12 protein-coding genes are annotated in these 15,404 nt (G+C 74.0%); 5 read left to right on the forward strand and 7 right to left on the reverse strand.

Annotation, left to right across the window (positions count from 1 at the left end; genetic code table 11):
* A partial coding sequence (gene helR / locus AVW11_RS06735; protein ID WP_076043504.1) for an RNA polymerase recycling motor ATPase HelR occupies positions 1 to 1,760 on the forward strand: 1,760 nt, incomplete at its 5' end.
* Positions 1,761 to 1,898: 138 nt separating this feature from the next.
* On the opposite strand, the gene AVW11_RS06740 is transcribed toward helR, so the two are convergent.
* A complete protein-coding gene (locus AVW11_RS06740; protein WP_078857516.1) occupies positions 1,899 to 4,190 on the reverse strand; it encodes an NACHT domain-containing protein in 2,292 nt (763 codons plus the stop codon).
* 71 nt (positions 4,191 to 4,261) lie between these two features.
* On the opposite strand from AVW11_RS06740, the gene AVW11_RS06745 reads away from it, so the two are divergent.
* Complete coding sequence (locus AVW11_RS06745) at positions 4,262 to 4,576, forward strand: hypothetical protein (RefSeq protein WP_030843060.1); 315 nt, start codon at positions 4,262 to 4,264, stop codon at positions 4,574 to 4,576.
* Positions 4,577 to 4,629: 53 nt separating this feature from the next.
* Here AVW11_RS06745 and AVW11_RS06750 read toward each other — a convergent pair whose 3' ends face one another.
* A complete protein-coding gene (locus AVW11_RS06750) occupies positions 4,630 to 5,325 on the reverse strand; it encodes an SAM-dependent methyltransferase (RefSeq protein WP_225885044.1) in 696 nt (231 codons plus the stop codon).
* A gap of 386 nt (positions 5,326 to 5,711) precedes the next feature.
* Here AVW11_RS06750 and AVW11_RS06755 point away from each other — a divergent pair, with 386 nt between their 5' ends.
* Complete coding sequence (locus AVW11_RS06755) at positions 5,712 to 6,209, forward strand: CAP domain-containing protein (protein WP_076043505.1); 498 nt, start codon at positions 5,712 to 5,714, stop codon at positions 6,207 to 6,209.
* Positions 6,210 to 6,229: 20 nt separating this feature from the next.
* Here the strand turns inward: AVW11_RS06755 and AVW11_RS06760 are convergent, their stop codons facing one another.
* The 3 genes from AVW11_RS06760 to AVW11_RS06770 all read right to left on the reverse strand — a co-directional run bounded on the left by AVW11_RS06760 (position 6,230) and on the right by AVW11_RS06770 (position 8,453).
* Entirely contained in the window at positions 6,230 to 6,466 is a 237-nt protein-coding gene (locus tag AVW11_RS06760; protein ID WP_030843066.1) for a hypothetical protein, read from the reverse strand.
* 143 nt (positions 6,467 to 6,609) lie between these two features.
* A complete protein-coding gene (locus tag AVW11_RS06765) occupies positions 6,610 to 7,287 on the reverse strand; it encodes a response regulator transcription factor (protein ID WP_076043506.1) in 678 nt (225 codons plus the stop codon).
* Positions 7,284 to 8,453 (reverse strand): sensor histidine kinase, encoded by a 1,170-nt coding sequence (locus AVW11_RS06770; RefSeq protein WP_060178370.1) that lies wholly within the window; start codon positions 8,451 to 8,453, stop codon positions 7,284 to 7,286. Before AVW11_RS06770 ends, AVW11_RS06765 begins: the two co-directional genes overlap by 4 nt.
* A 272-nt stretch (positions 8,454 to 8,725) precedes the next feature.
* Here AVW11_RS06770 and AVW11_RS06775 point away from each other — a divergent pair, with 272 nt between their 5' ends.
* A complete protein-coding gene (locus AVW11_RS06775) occupies positions 8,726 to 10,927 on the forward strand; it encodes an MMPL family transporter (protein ID WP_060178371.1) in 2,202 nt (733 codons plus the stop codon).
* 188 nt (positions 10,928 to 11,115) lie between these two features.
* Here the strand turns inward: AVW11_RS06775 and AVW11_RS06780 are convergent, their stop codons facing one another.
* Both AVW11_RS06780 and AVW11_RS06785 read right to left on the reverse strand, forming a co-directional pair.
* On the reverse strand, positions 11,116 to 11,901 hold the full coding sequence (locus AVW11_RS06780; protein ID WP_051699757.1) for a GntR family transcriptional regulator: 786 nt from the start codon (positions 11,899 to 11,901) through the stop codon (positions 11,116 to 11,118).
* A 262-nt stretch (positions 11,902 to 12,163) separates the two neighbouring features.
* Positions 12,164 to 13,759, reverse strand: coding sequence for an IucA/IucC family protein (locus AVW11_RS06785; RefSeq protein ID WP_076043507.1), 1,596 nt, complete (start codon positions 13,757 to 13,759; stop codon positions 12,164 to 12,166).
* A gap of 130 nt (positions 13,760 to 13,889) precedes the next feature.
* Here AVW11_RS06785 and AVW11_RS06790 point away from each other — a divergent pair, with 130 nt between their 5' ends.
* On the forward strand, positions 13,890 to 15,404 hold the full coding sequence (locus AVW11_RS06790; protein WP_076043508.1) for an IucA/IucC family protein: 1,515 nt from the start codon (positions 13,890 to 13,892) through the stop codon (positions 15,402 to 15,404).

Consider the following 15,404-nt stretch of genomic DNA (forward strand, 5'->3'; position numbering starts at 1 on the left):
TGGACGTGGCGAGCCGCCGCCGGTACCGCTGGACCGGCGGCCGGATCAGCGACTACTGGGACGAGGTCTTCAGCGCCGACGCGCTCGAAGGGCACGCGGCACTCGACGACCAGTCCGCGTTCATCGCGAGCCTCGGCGGCCACCGCTCCGCCCGGATGCGCGACGTCCTCTCCACCCTCCAGGCCGACCAGGACGCGATCATCCGGGCGGGGTCCCGCGGCGCCCTCGTCGTCGACGGCGGCCCCGGCACGGGCAAGACCGTCGTCGCGCTGCACCGCGCGGCGCACCTCCTCTACGCCGACCCCCGGCTCGGACACCGCCGCGGCGGTGTCCTGTTCGTCGGCCCGCACCAGCCCTATCTGGCCTACGTGGCCGACGTACTGCCCAGCCTCGGCGAGGAGGGCGTGCAGACCTGTACGCTGCGCGACCTCGTGGCGGAGGGTGCCGGGGCGGCGCAGGAGAGCGACCCGGCCGTGGCCGCGCTGAAGTCCTCCGCGGACCTGCTGAAGGCGGTCGACGCGGCCGTCCGCGTCTACGAGGAGCCCCCCACGCGGGGGATGACGGTCTCCAGCCACTGGTCCGACGTCTGGCTGAGCGCCGACGACTGGGCGGCCGCGTTCGAGGCGGTGGAACCCGGGACGCCGCACAACGAGGCCCGCGACCAGATCCGGGAGGAAGTCCTCGCCATCCTCATGGACAAGCACGAGGACGGCGGCGAGGGCCACGACGTCCCGCCCGAGCTGCTGCGGCGGTCCCTGCTGCAGGACCGGGAACTGATCAGGACCCTCAACCGGGCGTGGCCGATGCTCGAGGCGACCGACCTCGTCGGGGACCTGTGGACGGTACCCGCCTACCTGCGCAAGTGCGCGCCCTGGCTGGGACCTGACGACGTGACCCGGTTGCAGCGGGCGGACCCCGGGGCCTGGACGGTGTCCGACCTGCCGTTCCTGGACGCCGCCCGGCAGCGGCTCGGCGACGCGGAAGCCTCCGTCCGCAGGCGCCGGCACGAGGCCGCCGTCGCCGCCGAGCGCGCCCGCAGGGCCGACGCCATCGACAGCCTGCTGCAGAACGTCGTGATCGACGAGAGCGAGGGCGCGATGGGCATGCTGCACGGCCGGGACCTCCAGGACAGCCTGATCGACGAGAGCGTCCTGCCCGGCGCCGAACCGGACCTGCTGGCCGGCCCGTTCGCGCACGTCATCGTGGACGAGGCCCAGGAACTGACCGACGCGCAGTGGCAGATGCTGCTGGCCCGCTGCCCCTCGCGGAGCTTCACCATCGTCGGCGACCGCGCTCAGGCCCGCCACGGGTTCCCCGAGTCCTGGACGCAGCGGCTCGAGCGCGTCGGCCTCGGCCGGATCACGGTCGCCGCTCTGGGCGTCAACTACCGCACCCCGCAGGAGGTCATGGCGGTCGCCGAACCGGCCATCCGGGCCGCGCTCCCCGACGCCAACGTGCCGACGTCCATCCGCAGCAGCGGCATCCCCGTGCTCCACGGGTCCGTCACCGACCTTCGGTCGGTACTGGACGGCTGGCTCGCCGCACACTCCGACGGGACCGCATGCGTCATCGGCGATCCCGCGTTCCGGCCGACGTCCCGCGTGCGGTCGCTGACGCCGACGCTGTCGAAGGGGCTCGAGTTCGACCTGGTCGTCCTCGTCGACCCGGACCGGTTCGGCGAGGGCGTGGCGGGGGCCGTCGACCGCTACGTCGCGATGACCCGCGCGACTCGGCAGCTCGTCGTCCTGACGAGCCGATGACCACCCTCGGCCGCCGCGCGGCGCGCTCACCACGCCGGCGGGCCGCCTCCTCGCCGTGGCGGGCGCCGGGTGGCGACCCGGCCCGGGACCCGGTCCTCGCGCGGACCGACGGCCCCGGCGGTGCGCACCCGCCCCGGGTCAGGGCCGCACGCGTGGGGGAATCCCGAAGCGGTTCCTGGTCAACTCCATGCCGTCCCTGTGCACGCCGGCGTCCTCCCAGGTGAAGGAGACCTCGCACCGTTTGTGGTCCGTGCGGCGGATGGTGAGGACGACCGGTTCGCCGTTCGGCCGAACGGGGTCGGGCGCCGGCTCCGCCGCCGACAGGTCGACCGGTTTGCGGGCGTTGCCCGGCACGGTCCTGGACACCGGCGGATGGCTGCCCATGCGCAGTGTCATCTCGACGGTCGCGCCGGGGCACCTTGTGGCTCTCATCAGCCCGTGCCACCTCGTGACGGCGGGGCCGTCCGGTTCGGGCACATGAAGCACCGTCTGCCGGGACTCTCCCCGGGGCAGCCGCCACTCCCAGATCCGGCCGGTGGAACACACGCCTTCGCACGGCACGGCTTCGAGTGCGGGCCGGTCGCCGGAACGGAACCTGAGAAGGTCCATGGGTCCCTCCGTGGCGTGGACATAGCCCGTCGCGCCGAGCCACACCAGTGCCACGACGGCCTGGGCGGCGCTGGGGAGGACCGGAAGGAGGATCTTCCGCACGGATGCCACGGCCCTGCCGCTGTAAGCCGACCGGGCCGACGGTTCGCCGCGGCCGGCCAGTTGTTCCTGCACCTTGAGGTGGCGGAACTGGTGGACCGCCCCTGTCTGGCGCAGCACGCCGCGCTCGTGGGCCTCGTCGAGGAACGCCCAGAACCGCCACGGAAGCCTGCCCGTCAGACAGAACCACGTACGCGACACCTGGTAGGAGCCCCAGGCCGACCCGAGGAGTGTGGCGATGCCGGCGGCCCCGCCGACGAGCGCGCCGAAGCCGAGCACGGCCCCCGGTCGCGCGCCCAGCTCGCGGCTCAGCCAGCCGCTCACGGCCGCGCCCATCGCCAACGCCACCGCCAGGGCCGACAGGAGGCCGATGGCCGCGTACTGGCGGAGCACGGCACGCGGACCGCGCAGAACGTCCTCGGTCACATACACCTGAGCGAGCCGCTCGCGGACGACCAGGTGCACCGCCCCGCCGACCGCACCCGTCACCACTGCGGAGTACAGCCCCGGCCGCGCGCCGAACAGCAGGTGGACGAACCAGCCGTACGTGCAGCCGAAGGCGGCCGCCACGACCAGCCCGGTCACCGGTGAATGGACCTGCCACCAGGCGAAGTCGAAGGTCCCGTCGCGCCGCATCTGGTGTGCGACGGTCGTCAGGTAGCGTCTGGCCCGGTCCGCGCCGTACCGGGGGGCGCAGGCTCCGGGGGCGGCGGTGTACACCGCCGGGAGGTAGCGCTCCAGCAGGTGCGACTCGATCTCCTCCCGTGTCCCGAAGCGCTCCCCCAGCAGCTCTCCGGGATCGGTCCGGCCCGCCTGGTACGCCGTGCGGGCCAGGTACAGCAGGAGGGGGGAGGACAGGGCGTCGGCGAGCGCCGAGCCGGGACGGCCGCGCAGCGCGGCGAACACCTCGTCCCACCGGCGGTCACCGACCACCTTCGACTCTTCCAGGTAGGCGATCGCGTCCGGGATTTCCACGGGGGCGAGTTCGACGACGGCCGCCCGGGTGAGGTAGCGGCCGCTCTCGCGGACCGTCCGCTCGTAGTCGTCACCCCGGCACGTGACGAGCAGCGGCATGCCCTCGCAGACCGCGGCGTCGATCGCCTCCACCGCGCGGGCGTGCAGCATCGGCGGTAGTTCGTCCAGGCCGTCGAGCACGGGCATCACCCTGTTCTCGCCGACCAGTACGGCAGCGGCGTCCCGCCCGTCGCGGCGCCCGCCGCCGGCCCCGAGTTCCCGGATCCGGCGGGCCATCCACTCCCGCAGCCCGAGCGTCGGTCTCCAGGACGACAGCGACAGCAGCACGGGCACCGGGTCGTCGGGCCGCCGGCCGCGCAGCAGTTCCTTGGCCAGCAACAGCGCGAGCACGCTCTTTCCGGCGCCCGGGCCGCCCAGCACGACCAGTTGGCGGCGGGGCAGGCTCCGCAGGTACGCGGGCACCTCGTCCACCACGCCGGTGGAGGCCGCGCTGTCTTCGAGACCCAGCGCGCCGTCGGGTGAACGCACCGGCCGCCCGGTCGGCGACCAGCGCACCGGGATCCGGCCCGGGTGCTCCAGCCTCAGGCGGGCGATCTCGTCCCGCAGGCGGACGAGGACCGTCTGGTGGAGTTCGCGCGCGGCCCGGTCGGTCTCGGTGGTGGCTTCGCCGCCGCTGATGTGGATCTGGGTCTGCACCACGCTTTCGGCCGTCACGCCCTTGATCTGCTGGCTCCGTCTACCGCGCATGCGCGTCCCCCGTGGTAGAAGTGATCAGAGGATGGGCGCCGCAATACTACGTAAAGCAGGGGGAGTTGCGTATGGCGACGGCGGGCAGGCGGACTCTGGCCGCGGGCGGGACGGTCGCGGTGGCGGCCGCCGTGAACGTGGCGACGGGCATGCTGACGCAGAAGTGGACGCTGGCCTGGTGGCTGTGCACGGCGGTGCTGGTGGTGCTCGGCGGGGCCCTCCAGGCGTGGCTGACGGTCTCGGAGCGGCCGCCCGCCCGACGGCAGGAGATCGAGGACGTCGACGTCAGGTCGGGCGCGGTCACCCAGCGGATGTCCGGGCCGGGCGGACAGAGCGTCCGCCGTGCCAGGATCGAGGGAGGCCTGTCGCAGGAGCAGAACGACTAGGTTCTGTCTCTCCGATCACGACCGGAGAGACAGACCGTCGACGTGGCGTGTGCTCAGTTCTTATGTGCGGTTACCAGAGCGAAGGAGAGGAATTCTCCACGGTCTGTGGTGAGCATGTCGATAACGGGCTGGTTCGCGCTCCGGCCGTCGGGATGGTGCTCAGCGCCGGCTCGGGCCCACAGCAGCCAGTCCTGCCAGGCGTCCTGCTGCAGCCGCGCGGATGTGACCTTCACCAACTCGGTGATGTCCCACTGGAAGCGCCACCATTCCGCCGTGTGCCAGGCGATCGCTTCCCAGCCGACCACTTCCTTGATGTGGGGCGGGATCATCCCGAGTTCACGTATCTCCCGTGTCATGGCGGGTGTCGCCATGCCCAGCTGTCCCCCGGGCCGGAGGAAGCGCAGCAGGTAGGGCAGGAAGTTGTCCGCCGTACCGAAGTACTCGAAGGCGTCCACGCTGACGATCGCGTCGAAGCTCTGCTCCTCGAACGGCAGGGCGTGCGCCTCCGCCCGCACAGCCTCCACCTGGTCGCCGACACCCGCCTCGGCGAAGACCTCTGCCGCCTGTTCGGGGGCGATCCACAGGTCGGCCGCGACGACGTCGACTCCGTACTCGCGGGCCAGGAACACCGACGTGGCACCCTTGCCGGAGCCGAGGTCGAGAACCCGCATGCCCGGGCGCAGGTCGAGATCGTGGGCGAGGTCTTCCAGCAGCCACAGCGGGTTCGGCCCCATGTCGAGGTCGAGCAACCAGGCGGGGTCATACCGAGAGGAGCGTGGATAGCGGTCCGGACGTACAAGATCTTTCAAGGCAGTCACGAGCACGCACCCAAGCCGATCATGTGCACGGTCGCAACCCGTTTTGGCCTTCCCGTGCCGGCTCTTGGCTCACGTGGGACACAGGTGCAGCTTCGTCGTCAGCCCGCCGCGCGAGCGACCGAGACACGGCCTGGTCCGGCGGCGGACCGGCTGGTCGGACCGGCTGCCGACGGGGGGTCTTTCAGGGCTCTCACCTGGGGTTTCGCCGTCGGGAGATGCGGGTGGGTGGGGGTCGGCGGAGAATCGGCAGGGATGGGGGTGACCGGCGGCGGCGTTCGCCGCGTCTGCCGCTTCTCGTGGAGAAGGAAGGTAATCCCATGGCTTTCGGATCCGGCCGGGTACGGCGTAGGTGCACCGCCGTGTGTGCGTCCTCGTTGCTGGTGCTCGGGGGCGCCATCGGCGCCGGAGCGGCTGCCGCCGCGGAGCCCGCGACCGCGGGCGTGCGCGCCGTCGTTCCGCTCCAGGCAGACCCCGACAAGGTCCTTCAACTCGTCAACGAGGCCCGTGTCGCGGCGGGGTGCCAGCCGCTCACGGTCGACCCCAAGGTCCAGGCCGCCGCCCAGGAGTACGCCAACGACACGACCACCAGTCACACGGGCACGGACGGCTCGTCCATCCCGGACCGGCTGAAGAAGGCCGGGGCGACGTTCAACGGGTACGCCGAGAACATCGCCTGGGGTTCGGGCGACGAGAAGGTCCACGTCGACGGGTGGCTGAACAGCGCCGGACACGCGGGCAACATCAAGAACTGCAGCTTCACCAAGACGGGCGTCGCGGTCAACGGCGACCGGATCGTCCAGGTGTTCACCAGCTGACCGGACGCGCCGGCGCCGGCTCAGCCGGCGTCGGCGTGACCGTGTGCCCGGGGCGGGGTGACCGCGAGGACGGGCGGGGCGGGGGTGCTCCAGCGGTGGCCACAGGGCTCGAAGAGCAGCAGCACCGGCTGTCCCGGCCGCTGGCGCCAGGAGATGCGTTCCGGCACGCCGTCGCACACCGGACAGCTCGGCAACGGGCCGGACTCCGGCGGGCACCCGGGGGCGGCCGCGAGCGGCGTGAGGTGCGGGTCGCGCATGGAGGCTCCCTGGTCGTGCGGTTGGGCTGATCGCACTGTGCCATGCCCGGGGCCTGCTGCGCACGGGCGAATCATCCAGTGTTCTGGCTGGTCAGAGGTGCGGTCAGCAGGAGGATTCCGGTCCTCTTGCGGGCACTTGGTGATCAACCGCTCCCGCAGCCGGCCTCCACCAGGCCCGATTCGTACGCGGCGATCACCGCCTGGGCGCGGTCGCGGACGCCCAGCTTGCCGAAGATGCCGGTGATGTGGTTCTTGACCGTGGAGACGCTGATGTCCAGTTCCGCGGCGATCTCCGCGTTGTCGAGTCCGGTGGCAAGGAGCTGCCAGATCTCCCGCTCGCGGCGCGTCATGTCGGGCGGGGCCGCCGCCGCGGCGGCCGCGGACGGGCGGGCGGGCGCGGGGGTCCGCACGTAGGCGGTGAGCAGCCGGGTGAGGAGCCGGGGTGCGACGACCGCCTCGCCCCCGTGCACCGTGCGGACCGCGGCGCCGAGTTCCTCGGGGGAGACGTCCTTCGGGAGGAAGCCGTACGCTCCGGCGCGCAGGGCGGCGACCACGTACTCGTCCATGTCGAAGGTGCTGAGGGCCAGGACGCGGACGTCGGGGAGGGTCTTTGCCAGCTCCGCGGTGGCCGCGACGCCGTCGAGGACGGGCATCCGGATGTCCATGACGACCACGTCGGGCCGCAGTTCCCGGGCGAGCGCGACGGCGCGGGCGCCGTCCTCGGCCTCCCCGACCACCTCGAACTCGGGGTCGGGGCCGAGGATCAGGGCGAGACCCCTCCGGACCAGCGGCTGGTCGTCGGCTATGAGCACACGGATCATCGGTGTCGTTCCCCTCCCTCGCCGCCCCGCCCGGCCGGTACCGGGAGGCGGGCCGCCACCCGGAATCCCCCGCCGTCGCGTGCGGCCGCCTCCAGGGTCCCGCCCTGGAGGGCAACGCGTTCGTGCATTCCGATCAGACCGTACCCGGTGCCGGCGGCGGGCCGGGCGGTCGGCGCCGGTGCACCGGCGCCGTCGTCGCACACCTCCACGAGGACGTCGTCCGGGCGGTACGTCACCCGCACCCGGGCGCGCGCCTGCCCGGCGTGCTTGCGGGTGTTGGTCAGCGCCTCCTGGACGATGCGGAAGAGGGTGAGGCCGACGCTGGGCGGCAGCGGGCGGACCGGGCCGTCGACGGTGAACTCGGTCTCCGTTCCGGCCAGCCGTGACTCGGTGACGATCCGCTCCAGGTCCGCGGCGCCCGGCTGAGGCGCCGGAGGCGTTTCGTCCGGTTCTTCTCCGGCGCGTAGGACGTCGAGGAGTTGGCGCATCTCGCGCAGGGCGATGCGGCCGGAGTCCTCCAGGATGACGAGGGCCTCGCGGGCCGCCTCGGTGTCGTGCGCCAGGTTGGCCCGGGCGCCGCCGGCCATCAGCTGCATGGCGGTGATGTGGTGGGCGACGATGTCGTGGAGCTCCCGGGCGATCCTGCGGCGTTCCTCGGCGACCGCTCGTTCGGCCTGGCGGGCGTGGTTGGCCGCGGCCTCCCGCTGCCAGCGGTTGACGACCAGGGCCGCGCCGGCGACCAGGGCCGTGGCCGCGGCGTTGGCGACGAGGGACTGGCCGGAGGGGAGCGGCGTGCCGCCCTGGCCCGCCGAGGCCAGCGGGACGGTCAGCGCGGCGGCCGCCGCGGCGACGGCGGACCGGCGGAAGCGGACCACGGAGTAGAGGGCGACGGCGAGGCCGGCCGGGAAGTGCGGTGTGACGTCCGGGATCACGACGTTGGGCACGATCCCCAGGAGCAGCACCGCGGCGAGCACGGGGACGGGCCGGCTGCGGCGTGCCAGCAGACACGCGGCGGCCGCCATGAGTGCGCAGACGGCGGAAAGGGTGGGGGCCAGGCCCTCGGTGCGGGTGCCGACCGAGAAGCCGAGCAGGTCCACCGCGGCGGCCCCGATGGCCACCAGTGCGTCGTTGCGCGTCCAGCGCAGCCGGTCGGCGCCCTTGTCCATCCTTGCCGGTCCTCCCCCGCCGGCGTGCCTTCCCGCCGGTGCGGAGGCGGTTCGTGCCGGTTCCTCTGCTCCCATTCTGGCAGCCCGGCCGGCCGGTGCCGCCGTCCCGTGGGCCGATCGCGGACCAGGACCGCAGTCCTGGTCGGGGCCCGGTCGGGGACCCTGCTCCCGGGGTGCGGTTCCTCCCGTGCGGCGACGTTTCTGCGGCCTGCCCCTGATGGTCTGGAGTCCGGCCGGGAACCCCCGGTCCGCCGCGCAACCTGAGGAGTCACGTGATCCGCGCCCTGACCGGGTTCTCGACGAGGAATCCGTGGAAGGTGATCGCCGTCTGGGCCGTGCTCGGCATCGCCCTGACGATCGCCGGCCAGGCGCTCGTCTTCCGCGCCACCCAGAGCAGCACCGGTGATTTCCTGCCCCCGTCCTACGACTCGGCGGCCGCCCTGAAGGTCGCCGAGGAGCGGTTCGGTGTGAGGCCGGACGCCAACACGCTGACCGTGCTGGTGGCCAGGCAGGACGGCGCGCAGCTGAGCGGTGCCGACGAACGGCGCATCGACGAGGAGGCCGCGAGGCTGGGCAGCCGCCGGGTGGTCATGCCCAAGCCCGAGGAGGAGGTGCCGTTCGCCCAGGACCATTCGCAGGTTCCGAAGGTCGCCCCGGTCATGACGGCCCCCGACCGCAGCTTCCGGCTGCTGTCCGTCGAGCTGAAGGGCAACCCCCAGGACCCCGGGGTCCAGGACACCTATCGGGCCGTGCGCGAGGAGTCCCGGACCGGGTTCGCCGAGGCCGGGTTCCGGACCGGGTACACGGGCGGGCTCGCCTCCACCGTCGACAGTGTCGACGCCGAGGAGACCCGGTCCCAGGTGATAGCCGCCGTGATGCTCGGCGTGATCGTGCTGCTGCACGTGCTGGTGTTCCGCAGCGTGCTCGCCGCGCTGCTGCCGCTGATCGTCGTGACCGTCATCGGCGGCGCCGCGACCGGCACGGTGGTCGGCATCGCGATGCTGACCGGCATCACGCTGGACCCGTCCACCCCGCAGCTCATCAACGTCGTTCTGGTGGGCATCGGCATCGACTACTTCCTCTTCCTGCTGTTCCGCTTCCGCGAGCAGTTGCGCCGGCGTCCCGACCAGCCGGGGCGGGCCGCGGCGGCCGAGGTGTCCGGGCGCGTGGGTACGGCCGTGACCTCGGCGGCGCTCACCATCGTCGCGGCGTTCGCCACGCTCGGGGTGGCCTCCTTCGGGCAGTTCCGGGTACTCGGTCCGGCCATCGCCGTGTCCGTGCTGGTGATGCTGCTGGGCAGTCTGACCTTCATGCCGGCGCTGCTCGCGGTCACCGGCCGCAGGATGTTCTGGCCCTCGCGGGCCCACCGGCGCGAGCCCCGCGGCGGTTCGGCGGCCCGGCTCGGCGCGTGGCTGGTGCGGCGGCCCCTCACGGCGGCCCTCGCCTGCGTGGCCCTGCTCGGTGCGCTCGCCGCGGGCATGGCCGGGATGCGGATGGACTACGGGTCGGGCGGCGCGGGCGGTGAGCGGACGGCCGCCGCGGCCACGGCGGCCGAGATCTCCCGGGCGATGCCGGCCGGTGTGTCGGACCCGATCAGCGTCTACGTCGCGGTGTCGGACGGCGCACCGCTCACCACCGGCCGGGTCGACGGCCTGTCGGGGGCGCTCTCCCGGCTGGAGGGGGTGGGGCAGGTCGCCCCGACCGTGCTGAGCGGGGACCGCCTGGCGGCGCGCATCGACCTGTTCCCGAACGCCGATCCGCACGGGCAGGAGGCGCGCGACCTGGCGTCGGGCGCGGTCCGCGACGCGGTCTCCGCGCACCGGCCGGACGGTACCGAGGCCCATGTGGGCGGCACGGCGGCGGTGTTCGCCGACGTCTCGAAGGCCGTGGACGAGGACCTGCGGCTGGTGTTCCCGGTCGCGGCGGCCCTGATCGCGCTCATCCTCTTCCTGCTGCTGCGCAGCCTGCTCGCCCCGCTGATCCTGATGCTCGCGGTGGGTCTGGGGTTCGCCGCCACGCTGGGTGCCGCGGCGGCCGTCTTCCAGCACGGGCTGGACCAGCCGGGTGTGGCCTTCACCCTGCCGCTGGTGCTGTTCCTGTTCGTGGTCGCGCTGGGCACCGATTACAACATCCTGGTGACCGACCGGATCCGGGAGGAGATGGAACGGCCCGGTCCGGCCCGGGAGGCGGTGGCGCGGGCGGTGCGGCACACCGCGCCGGCCGTGGCGACAGCCGGGGTGGTGCTGGCCGCCTCCTTCGGCAGCCTCGCGGTCAACCCGGTCGCGGCCACGCAGCAGATCGGCTTCGCGACGGCGCTCGGGATCATGCTCTCCGCCTTCGTCCTGTCGGTCGTCCTGGTACCGGCGTGCGCGGTGCTCCTGGGCCGGTCCCTGTGGTGGCCCGCGAAGCCGCGGCCGTCGGCGCCGCGTCCCGCGCCGGATGCCGGAACGCCGGAACGCGTCCTGGTGCCCTGAGCGCTGCGGCCCGTACGCGCGCAGGCGCCGGGCACGCGGGGTCCCGTACGGGTTCCGCGTGCACCGGCGCCTGCGGGCGTACGGCCGTCCTGGGTGTCCGGGCACGGCGGGTCCGACGGAGGCCGTGCGGGGTGAGGAGGACGGTCTTGCGTCGGCCGAGCGTGGACGCATCCACCTCGCGCGGGGGCTTACAGGACGCGGAAGCCGGCGATGGCGGGATGGCGGCGGTCCCGGTGGAACGTCAGGTGGTCCCAGGTGGGGAAGGCCAGGTCGGTCACGGCGACGAGCAGGCCGGACGGGGCGTGCACCGTGCGGCGTACGGTCAGGCCGCAGGCGGGAGCGGAGGCCGGGACGCCGGCCGGCGGGTGGATGGTGCGGGTCATGGTGATGGTCTCGGCGACCCGGCCGGCCGCCGCGGCGCGCTCCAGCCAGCACTGGAGGGCGGCCAGGTCCTCGCCGCGGGACTGCCCCGCCCGGCTGCGGCAGACGGCGAGTTCGGGGGTGCGTGCGACGACGCCCGGGCTGAAGTAGGTGACGGCGTGCCGGAGTGTCTCCCCGGCCCGGCCCTCCTGCCGGTGGTGGTGGACCAGGGTGCGGTCCCCGCCCGACATGCCGAGCGGCACGGCGAGCGAGGGCGGGACGGTGACCACGGTGACCCAGCTCCGGGCGGGTCCGGGCGCGGGAGACGCCGGTCCGAAGGCCACCGGATCGGCCGCGGTGGGAACGACCTCGGCCGTGACGGCGGGGCGGGAGCCGCGGCGCCCGGTGACGACCAGGCCGTCCTCGCGCAGGTACTGCAGGGCGGCCCTGATGGTCTGCCGGTTGACCTGGTAGCGGGCGGCCAGGCTGCGCTCGGAGGGCAGCCTTCCGCCGGGGGTGTGCGCGGCGCGGTCGAGATCGCGGCGCAGGGCTGCGGCGATCCGCTGGTACTTGGGCATGGCGGCCGGGCCGCCGCCCCGCGAAGGGGAGGGCATGGCTTCTCCTCTGACGGGTGGTCAAGGACTGCGCGGTCTGCCCGACCAACCTAGCATTGGTCTATACCTTTGGGTGAGGGGGGATCGGGGCGCACGCCCCACCTTGGCCGATTCCCTACCCCGGGCCGCCGCCCCCGCGGGGCGCTGCCGGGCGTGGGCGGCGCAGGGCGCCTGCGCACGAACGCCGGGTACCGCCACGCTCCCGCCGCCCGGCAGGTCTGCGCCGCGCACCGGGTCCCCTTTTCCTGACGGGAGCCACGCCCTACGTTCGCAGGGGGTTCGGCAGGGGGCGGTAGCGGGCGTCCGCGCCGTCGGCGCGGGTCCAGCGCAGCAGCAGGTTGGTCTTGGCGGGCAGGGCGGGGGCGGTGAGGAGCGCCGCGATCTCGGGGAGCCCGCGCAGGGACTCGTAGCGCAGCAACTCCTCCCGCACGGCGGGCCACAGGAGCGGTGAGAGCGCCGGATACCGGTCGGCCAGGGCGCCCGCGATCTCCGCCAGGTTGTTGACCACCAGGCAGTACACCAGCCGCTCCCAGGCCTGCGTACGCGACAGGTCCGGCAGGAGTTTGACCCCTTCCGCGTCCCGGAAGAGGGCCTGCACCGGCATGCCGGACGCGTCGACCGCGATCACGGTGTTCTGGAGGTGGGCCTCCAGCACGACGCCGTGCCGGGCGAAGAGTTCGAGTACCGGCGGCACGACCTGGCGCAGGTACGCCCGCCACCACGCGAGGGGGTCGGCGGCACCGGCCGGCGGGCTCCCGGGATAGCCCTCGGCGAGCGCGGCGGCCAGCAGCGGGGTGGCCCCGGGCACGGTGTGGGCGCGCAGGCCGTCGCGGACCAGGACGGCGAGCTCCTCGAAGGCGAAGGCGGCCGTCCGGTAGCCGCGGTCGGCGAGCCAGGCGGCGTCCGAGCCGGTGGCGCGCAGTGCGGCGAACCCGGCCTCGACGGCCGCGTCGGTGCGGCGCACCTTGAGCAGGTCGTGCCGCCACAGCCGGCGCACGTCGTTGGTGATCCGCACGTCGAGGCTGAACTTCACGAACAGGTCGGCCGCCGGATCCGGAATGTGCAGGGTCCGGATCGAAGCGGTGGGCCAGGCCGGCCGCCGGCTCTCGCCGAGCCGCAGCAGCCGCCCGTCGGCGAACGCCTCGCGCACCGCGGGCCGGTCTCCGACCAGGTCGAGCTGCCAGGGGTGGGCGGGCAGCAGCGCGTAGCCGGCGGGGGCGCGCGGCGCGTCGAGAAGGTCGGCGAGGGATTCGATGGCCTCGGTGACGGCCGGCCCGCCCTCCCCCGCGCTCTGGTCCTCGCGCAGCCCCAGGAAGACCAGCGGGAAGCGGGCGTGCGCCTCGGGCGCGTACGGCAGCCAGCTCCCGGCCGGTGCCCCGCCGCGCGCCTTGGGGGCGGGGTGGTGCGGGTGGCCCATCACGAGGGACTGCTCGGAGAGCAGGTACGGGTCCGCGGGGGGTTCGGCGGCGGCGCGGGCGGCCAGCAGGGCGACGAGCGCGTCGCGGCTGTCGGTGATCTCGACGGGGAGTTCGTCGTTGGCGACCCCCGTGAACCGGCCGAGTTCGTCGGAGACGAGTTTGACCAGTTCGGTGTGGCCGAGCGGGTGCCAGCCGTTCGCGGTCCGCAGTTCCGGGCCCACGGGCCGGCGGCCGCCGTGTACGCGCAGGAGCCGCCCGCTGCCGCGCAGCCGGTGCACGGCCGCCGCGGCGGCCTCGTCCGGCCCCGTCGGCCCGGCGGCCTCGTCCGGCCCGGTCGGCCCCGCGGGCTCGGCCGCCTCGCGGAGCAGGCAGTTCAGGAGCGGGGCGGCGGCGTAGGCGTCTGCGGCGGCGTTGAGGTCCACTGGTTCCATTCGGTCCATCCGGTGGCCGGAGGTCCGCGAAGCGGAACCACCGGCCGTGATCGTCGGTATCCGCCATGTTTACTTGATCATCCCGTGAAGCGACATTCGACGTGACACTCGAAGCGACATTCCGAAGGCGGAGCCCAGCATGCCCATTCCCTCCTCCGCGGCCGAAGAAGCCGTCGCCGCCGAACTGGCCGCCGTACGGCCCGCGCTCGGGGCGTCGTACGCCGCCTCGCTGGACGGCGCCCGGGCGGCCGTGCTGACCCGGCTGTGGCGGGCCCTGGCCTTCGAGCCCCTGCCGTGGGTCGTGGGCCGGGAGGCGGCGCCGGGCGGCCTTGCCCTGCTGCTGGCGGGCGGCGGCCGGCTGGAGGGCCCGCCGCCGGACCCGTACGCGACACGGCCGTACGTGGACGAGCTGCTGCTCGACGGCCGGGCCCACCGCCGTGCCGGACAGCTCGTCAGGGCCCTCGGGGTCCCGCACGGTGAGGATTTCGCCGCCGAGCTGGACGCCGGTACGGCCTCCCTCGCGCTCTCCCGCGCCGGGCAGCCGCCCGCCGGGGAGGACCGTGCGGCCCGGGCCACATGGGAGTGGGAGCAGCGGGTGGTCGACGGCCATCCGTACCACCCCAACTGCCGCTCCAGGCCGGGCTTCTCGGTCGCCGAGCAGCTGGCGTACGCGCCGGAGCACCGGCCGGTGGTGCAGCTGGGCCTGGTCTCCGTACGGGCCGAGGAGTGCCTGGTCACCGGCGACTGGCCGGAGGCGTTGCGCGACGCCGGGCGGATCCTGGTCCCGGTGCACCCGTGGCAGGCGGCGCACGTGCTGAAGCACGACCGGATGCCCTCCGCGATCGCCGCGCATCCGCTGATGGCCTTGCGGACGCTGGCGCCCGCCGACGGCGGCGCGCACGTGAAGACGGCCCTGAGCACCCGGCTGACCTCCTCCGTCCGGGACATCTCGGTCTACTCCATCGAGACGGCGGCGGCCGTGTCCGCCTTCGCCCAGAGCCTGGCGGAACGGCTCGACGGCCGGCTGCACATCACCCGCACCCTCGGCGCGGCGACCGCGCACAGCCCGGACCTCGCGGCCGTGCTCCGCGAGCCGCCCGAGGCGTACGCGGACGCCGGAGCCGGCGAGCGGGTGCTGCCGGTGGCGGCCCTCGCCTCCTACCCGCCGGCCCGATCGGCGGCCTGGCGGGCGCGGTTCGCCCGCCTCGCGCTGTCGGTGTGCCTGCGGGTGCTGGAGATGGGGGTGGCGCTGGAGGCCCACGGGCAGAACCTCCTGGTCGTCCTCTCCCCCGCCGGCGAGCCCCTGCGGCTGGTCTACCGCGACCTCGCCGACATCCGGATCAGCCCGGACCGGCTGCGGGCGCACGGGCTGCCGGTGCCGCCGCTGTCGGGCAGGCTGGTCACGGACGACGTGGCCGTCCTGCGCCGCAAGCTGTTCGGGTCCCTGCTGACGGGCGCGCTCGGTGCCACGGCGGGTTCGGCGGGAGCCTTCGCCGAGGCGCTCGCGGAGGCGACCGCCCTGCCGGCCACCGCCGACACCGAGGCCCTGCGGACGGGCCTGCTACCCACGAAGGCGCTGACCCTCATGCGGCTGAGCCCGGGGGTCCTGGGCGACCAATGGGCGGAACTTCCCAATCCGCTGGCCGGAGGATGA

This window comes from Streptomyces amritsarensis (assembly GCF_001953875.1).
Classification (GTDB): domain Bacteria; phylum Actinomycetota; class Actinomycetes; order Streptomycetales; family Streptomycetaceae; genus Streptomyces; species Streptomyces amritsarensis.

Excerpts from the sequence above, each read along its gene's own strand:
- AVW11_RS06740 (WP_078857516.1), bottom strand. The coding sequence starts at position 4,190 with ATGCGCGGTAGACGGAGCCAGCAGATCAAGGGCGTGACGGCCGAAAGC.
- AVW11_RS06745 (WP_030843060.1), top strand. The coding sequence starts at position 4,262 with ATGGCGACGGCGGGCAGGCGGACTCTGGCCGCGGGCGGGACGGTCGCG.
- AVW11_RS06755 (WP_076043505.1), top strand. The coding sequence starts at position 5,712 with ATGGCTTTCGGATCCGGCCGGGTACGGCGTAGGTGCACCGCCGTGTGT.
- AVW11_RS06760 (WP_030843066.1), bottom strand. The coding sequence starts at position 6,466 with ATGCGCGACCCGCACCTCACGCCGCTCGCGGCCGCCCCCGGGTGCCCG.
- AVW11_RS06765 (WP_076043506.1), bottom strand. The coding sequence starts at position 7,287 with ATGATCCGTGTGCTCATAGCCGACGACCAGCCGCTGGTCCGGAGGGGT.
- AVW11_RS06770 (WP_060178370.1), bottom strand. The coding sequence starts at position 8,453 with ATGGACAAGGGCGCCGACCGGCTGCGCTGGACGCGCAACGACGCACTG.
- AVW11_RS06780 (WP_051699757.1), bottom strand. The coding sequence starts at position 11,901 with ATGCCCTCCCCTTCGCGGGGCGGCGGCCCGGCCGCCATGCCCAAGTAC.
- AVW11_RS06785 (WP_076043507.1), bottom strand. The coding sequence starts at position 13,759 with ATGGACCGAATGGAACCAGTGGACCTCAACGCCGCCGCAGACGCCTAC.
- AVW11_RS06790 (WP_076043508.1), top strand. The coding sequence starts at position 13,890 with ATGCCCATTCCCTCCTCCGCGGCCGAAGAAGCCGTCGCCGCCGAACTG.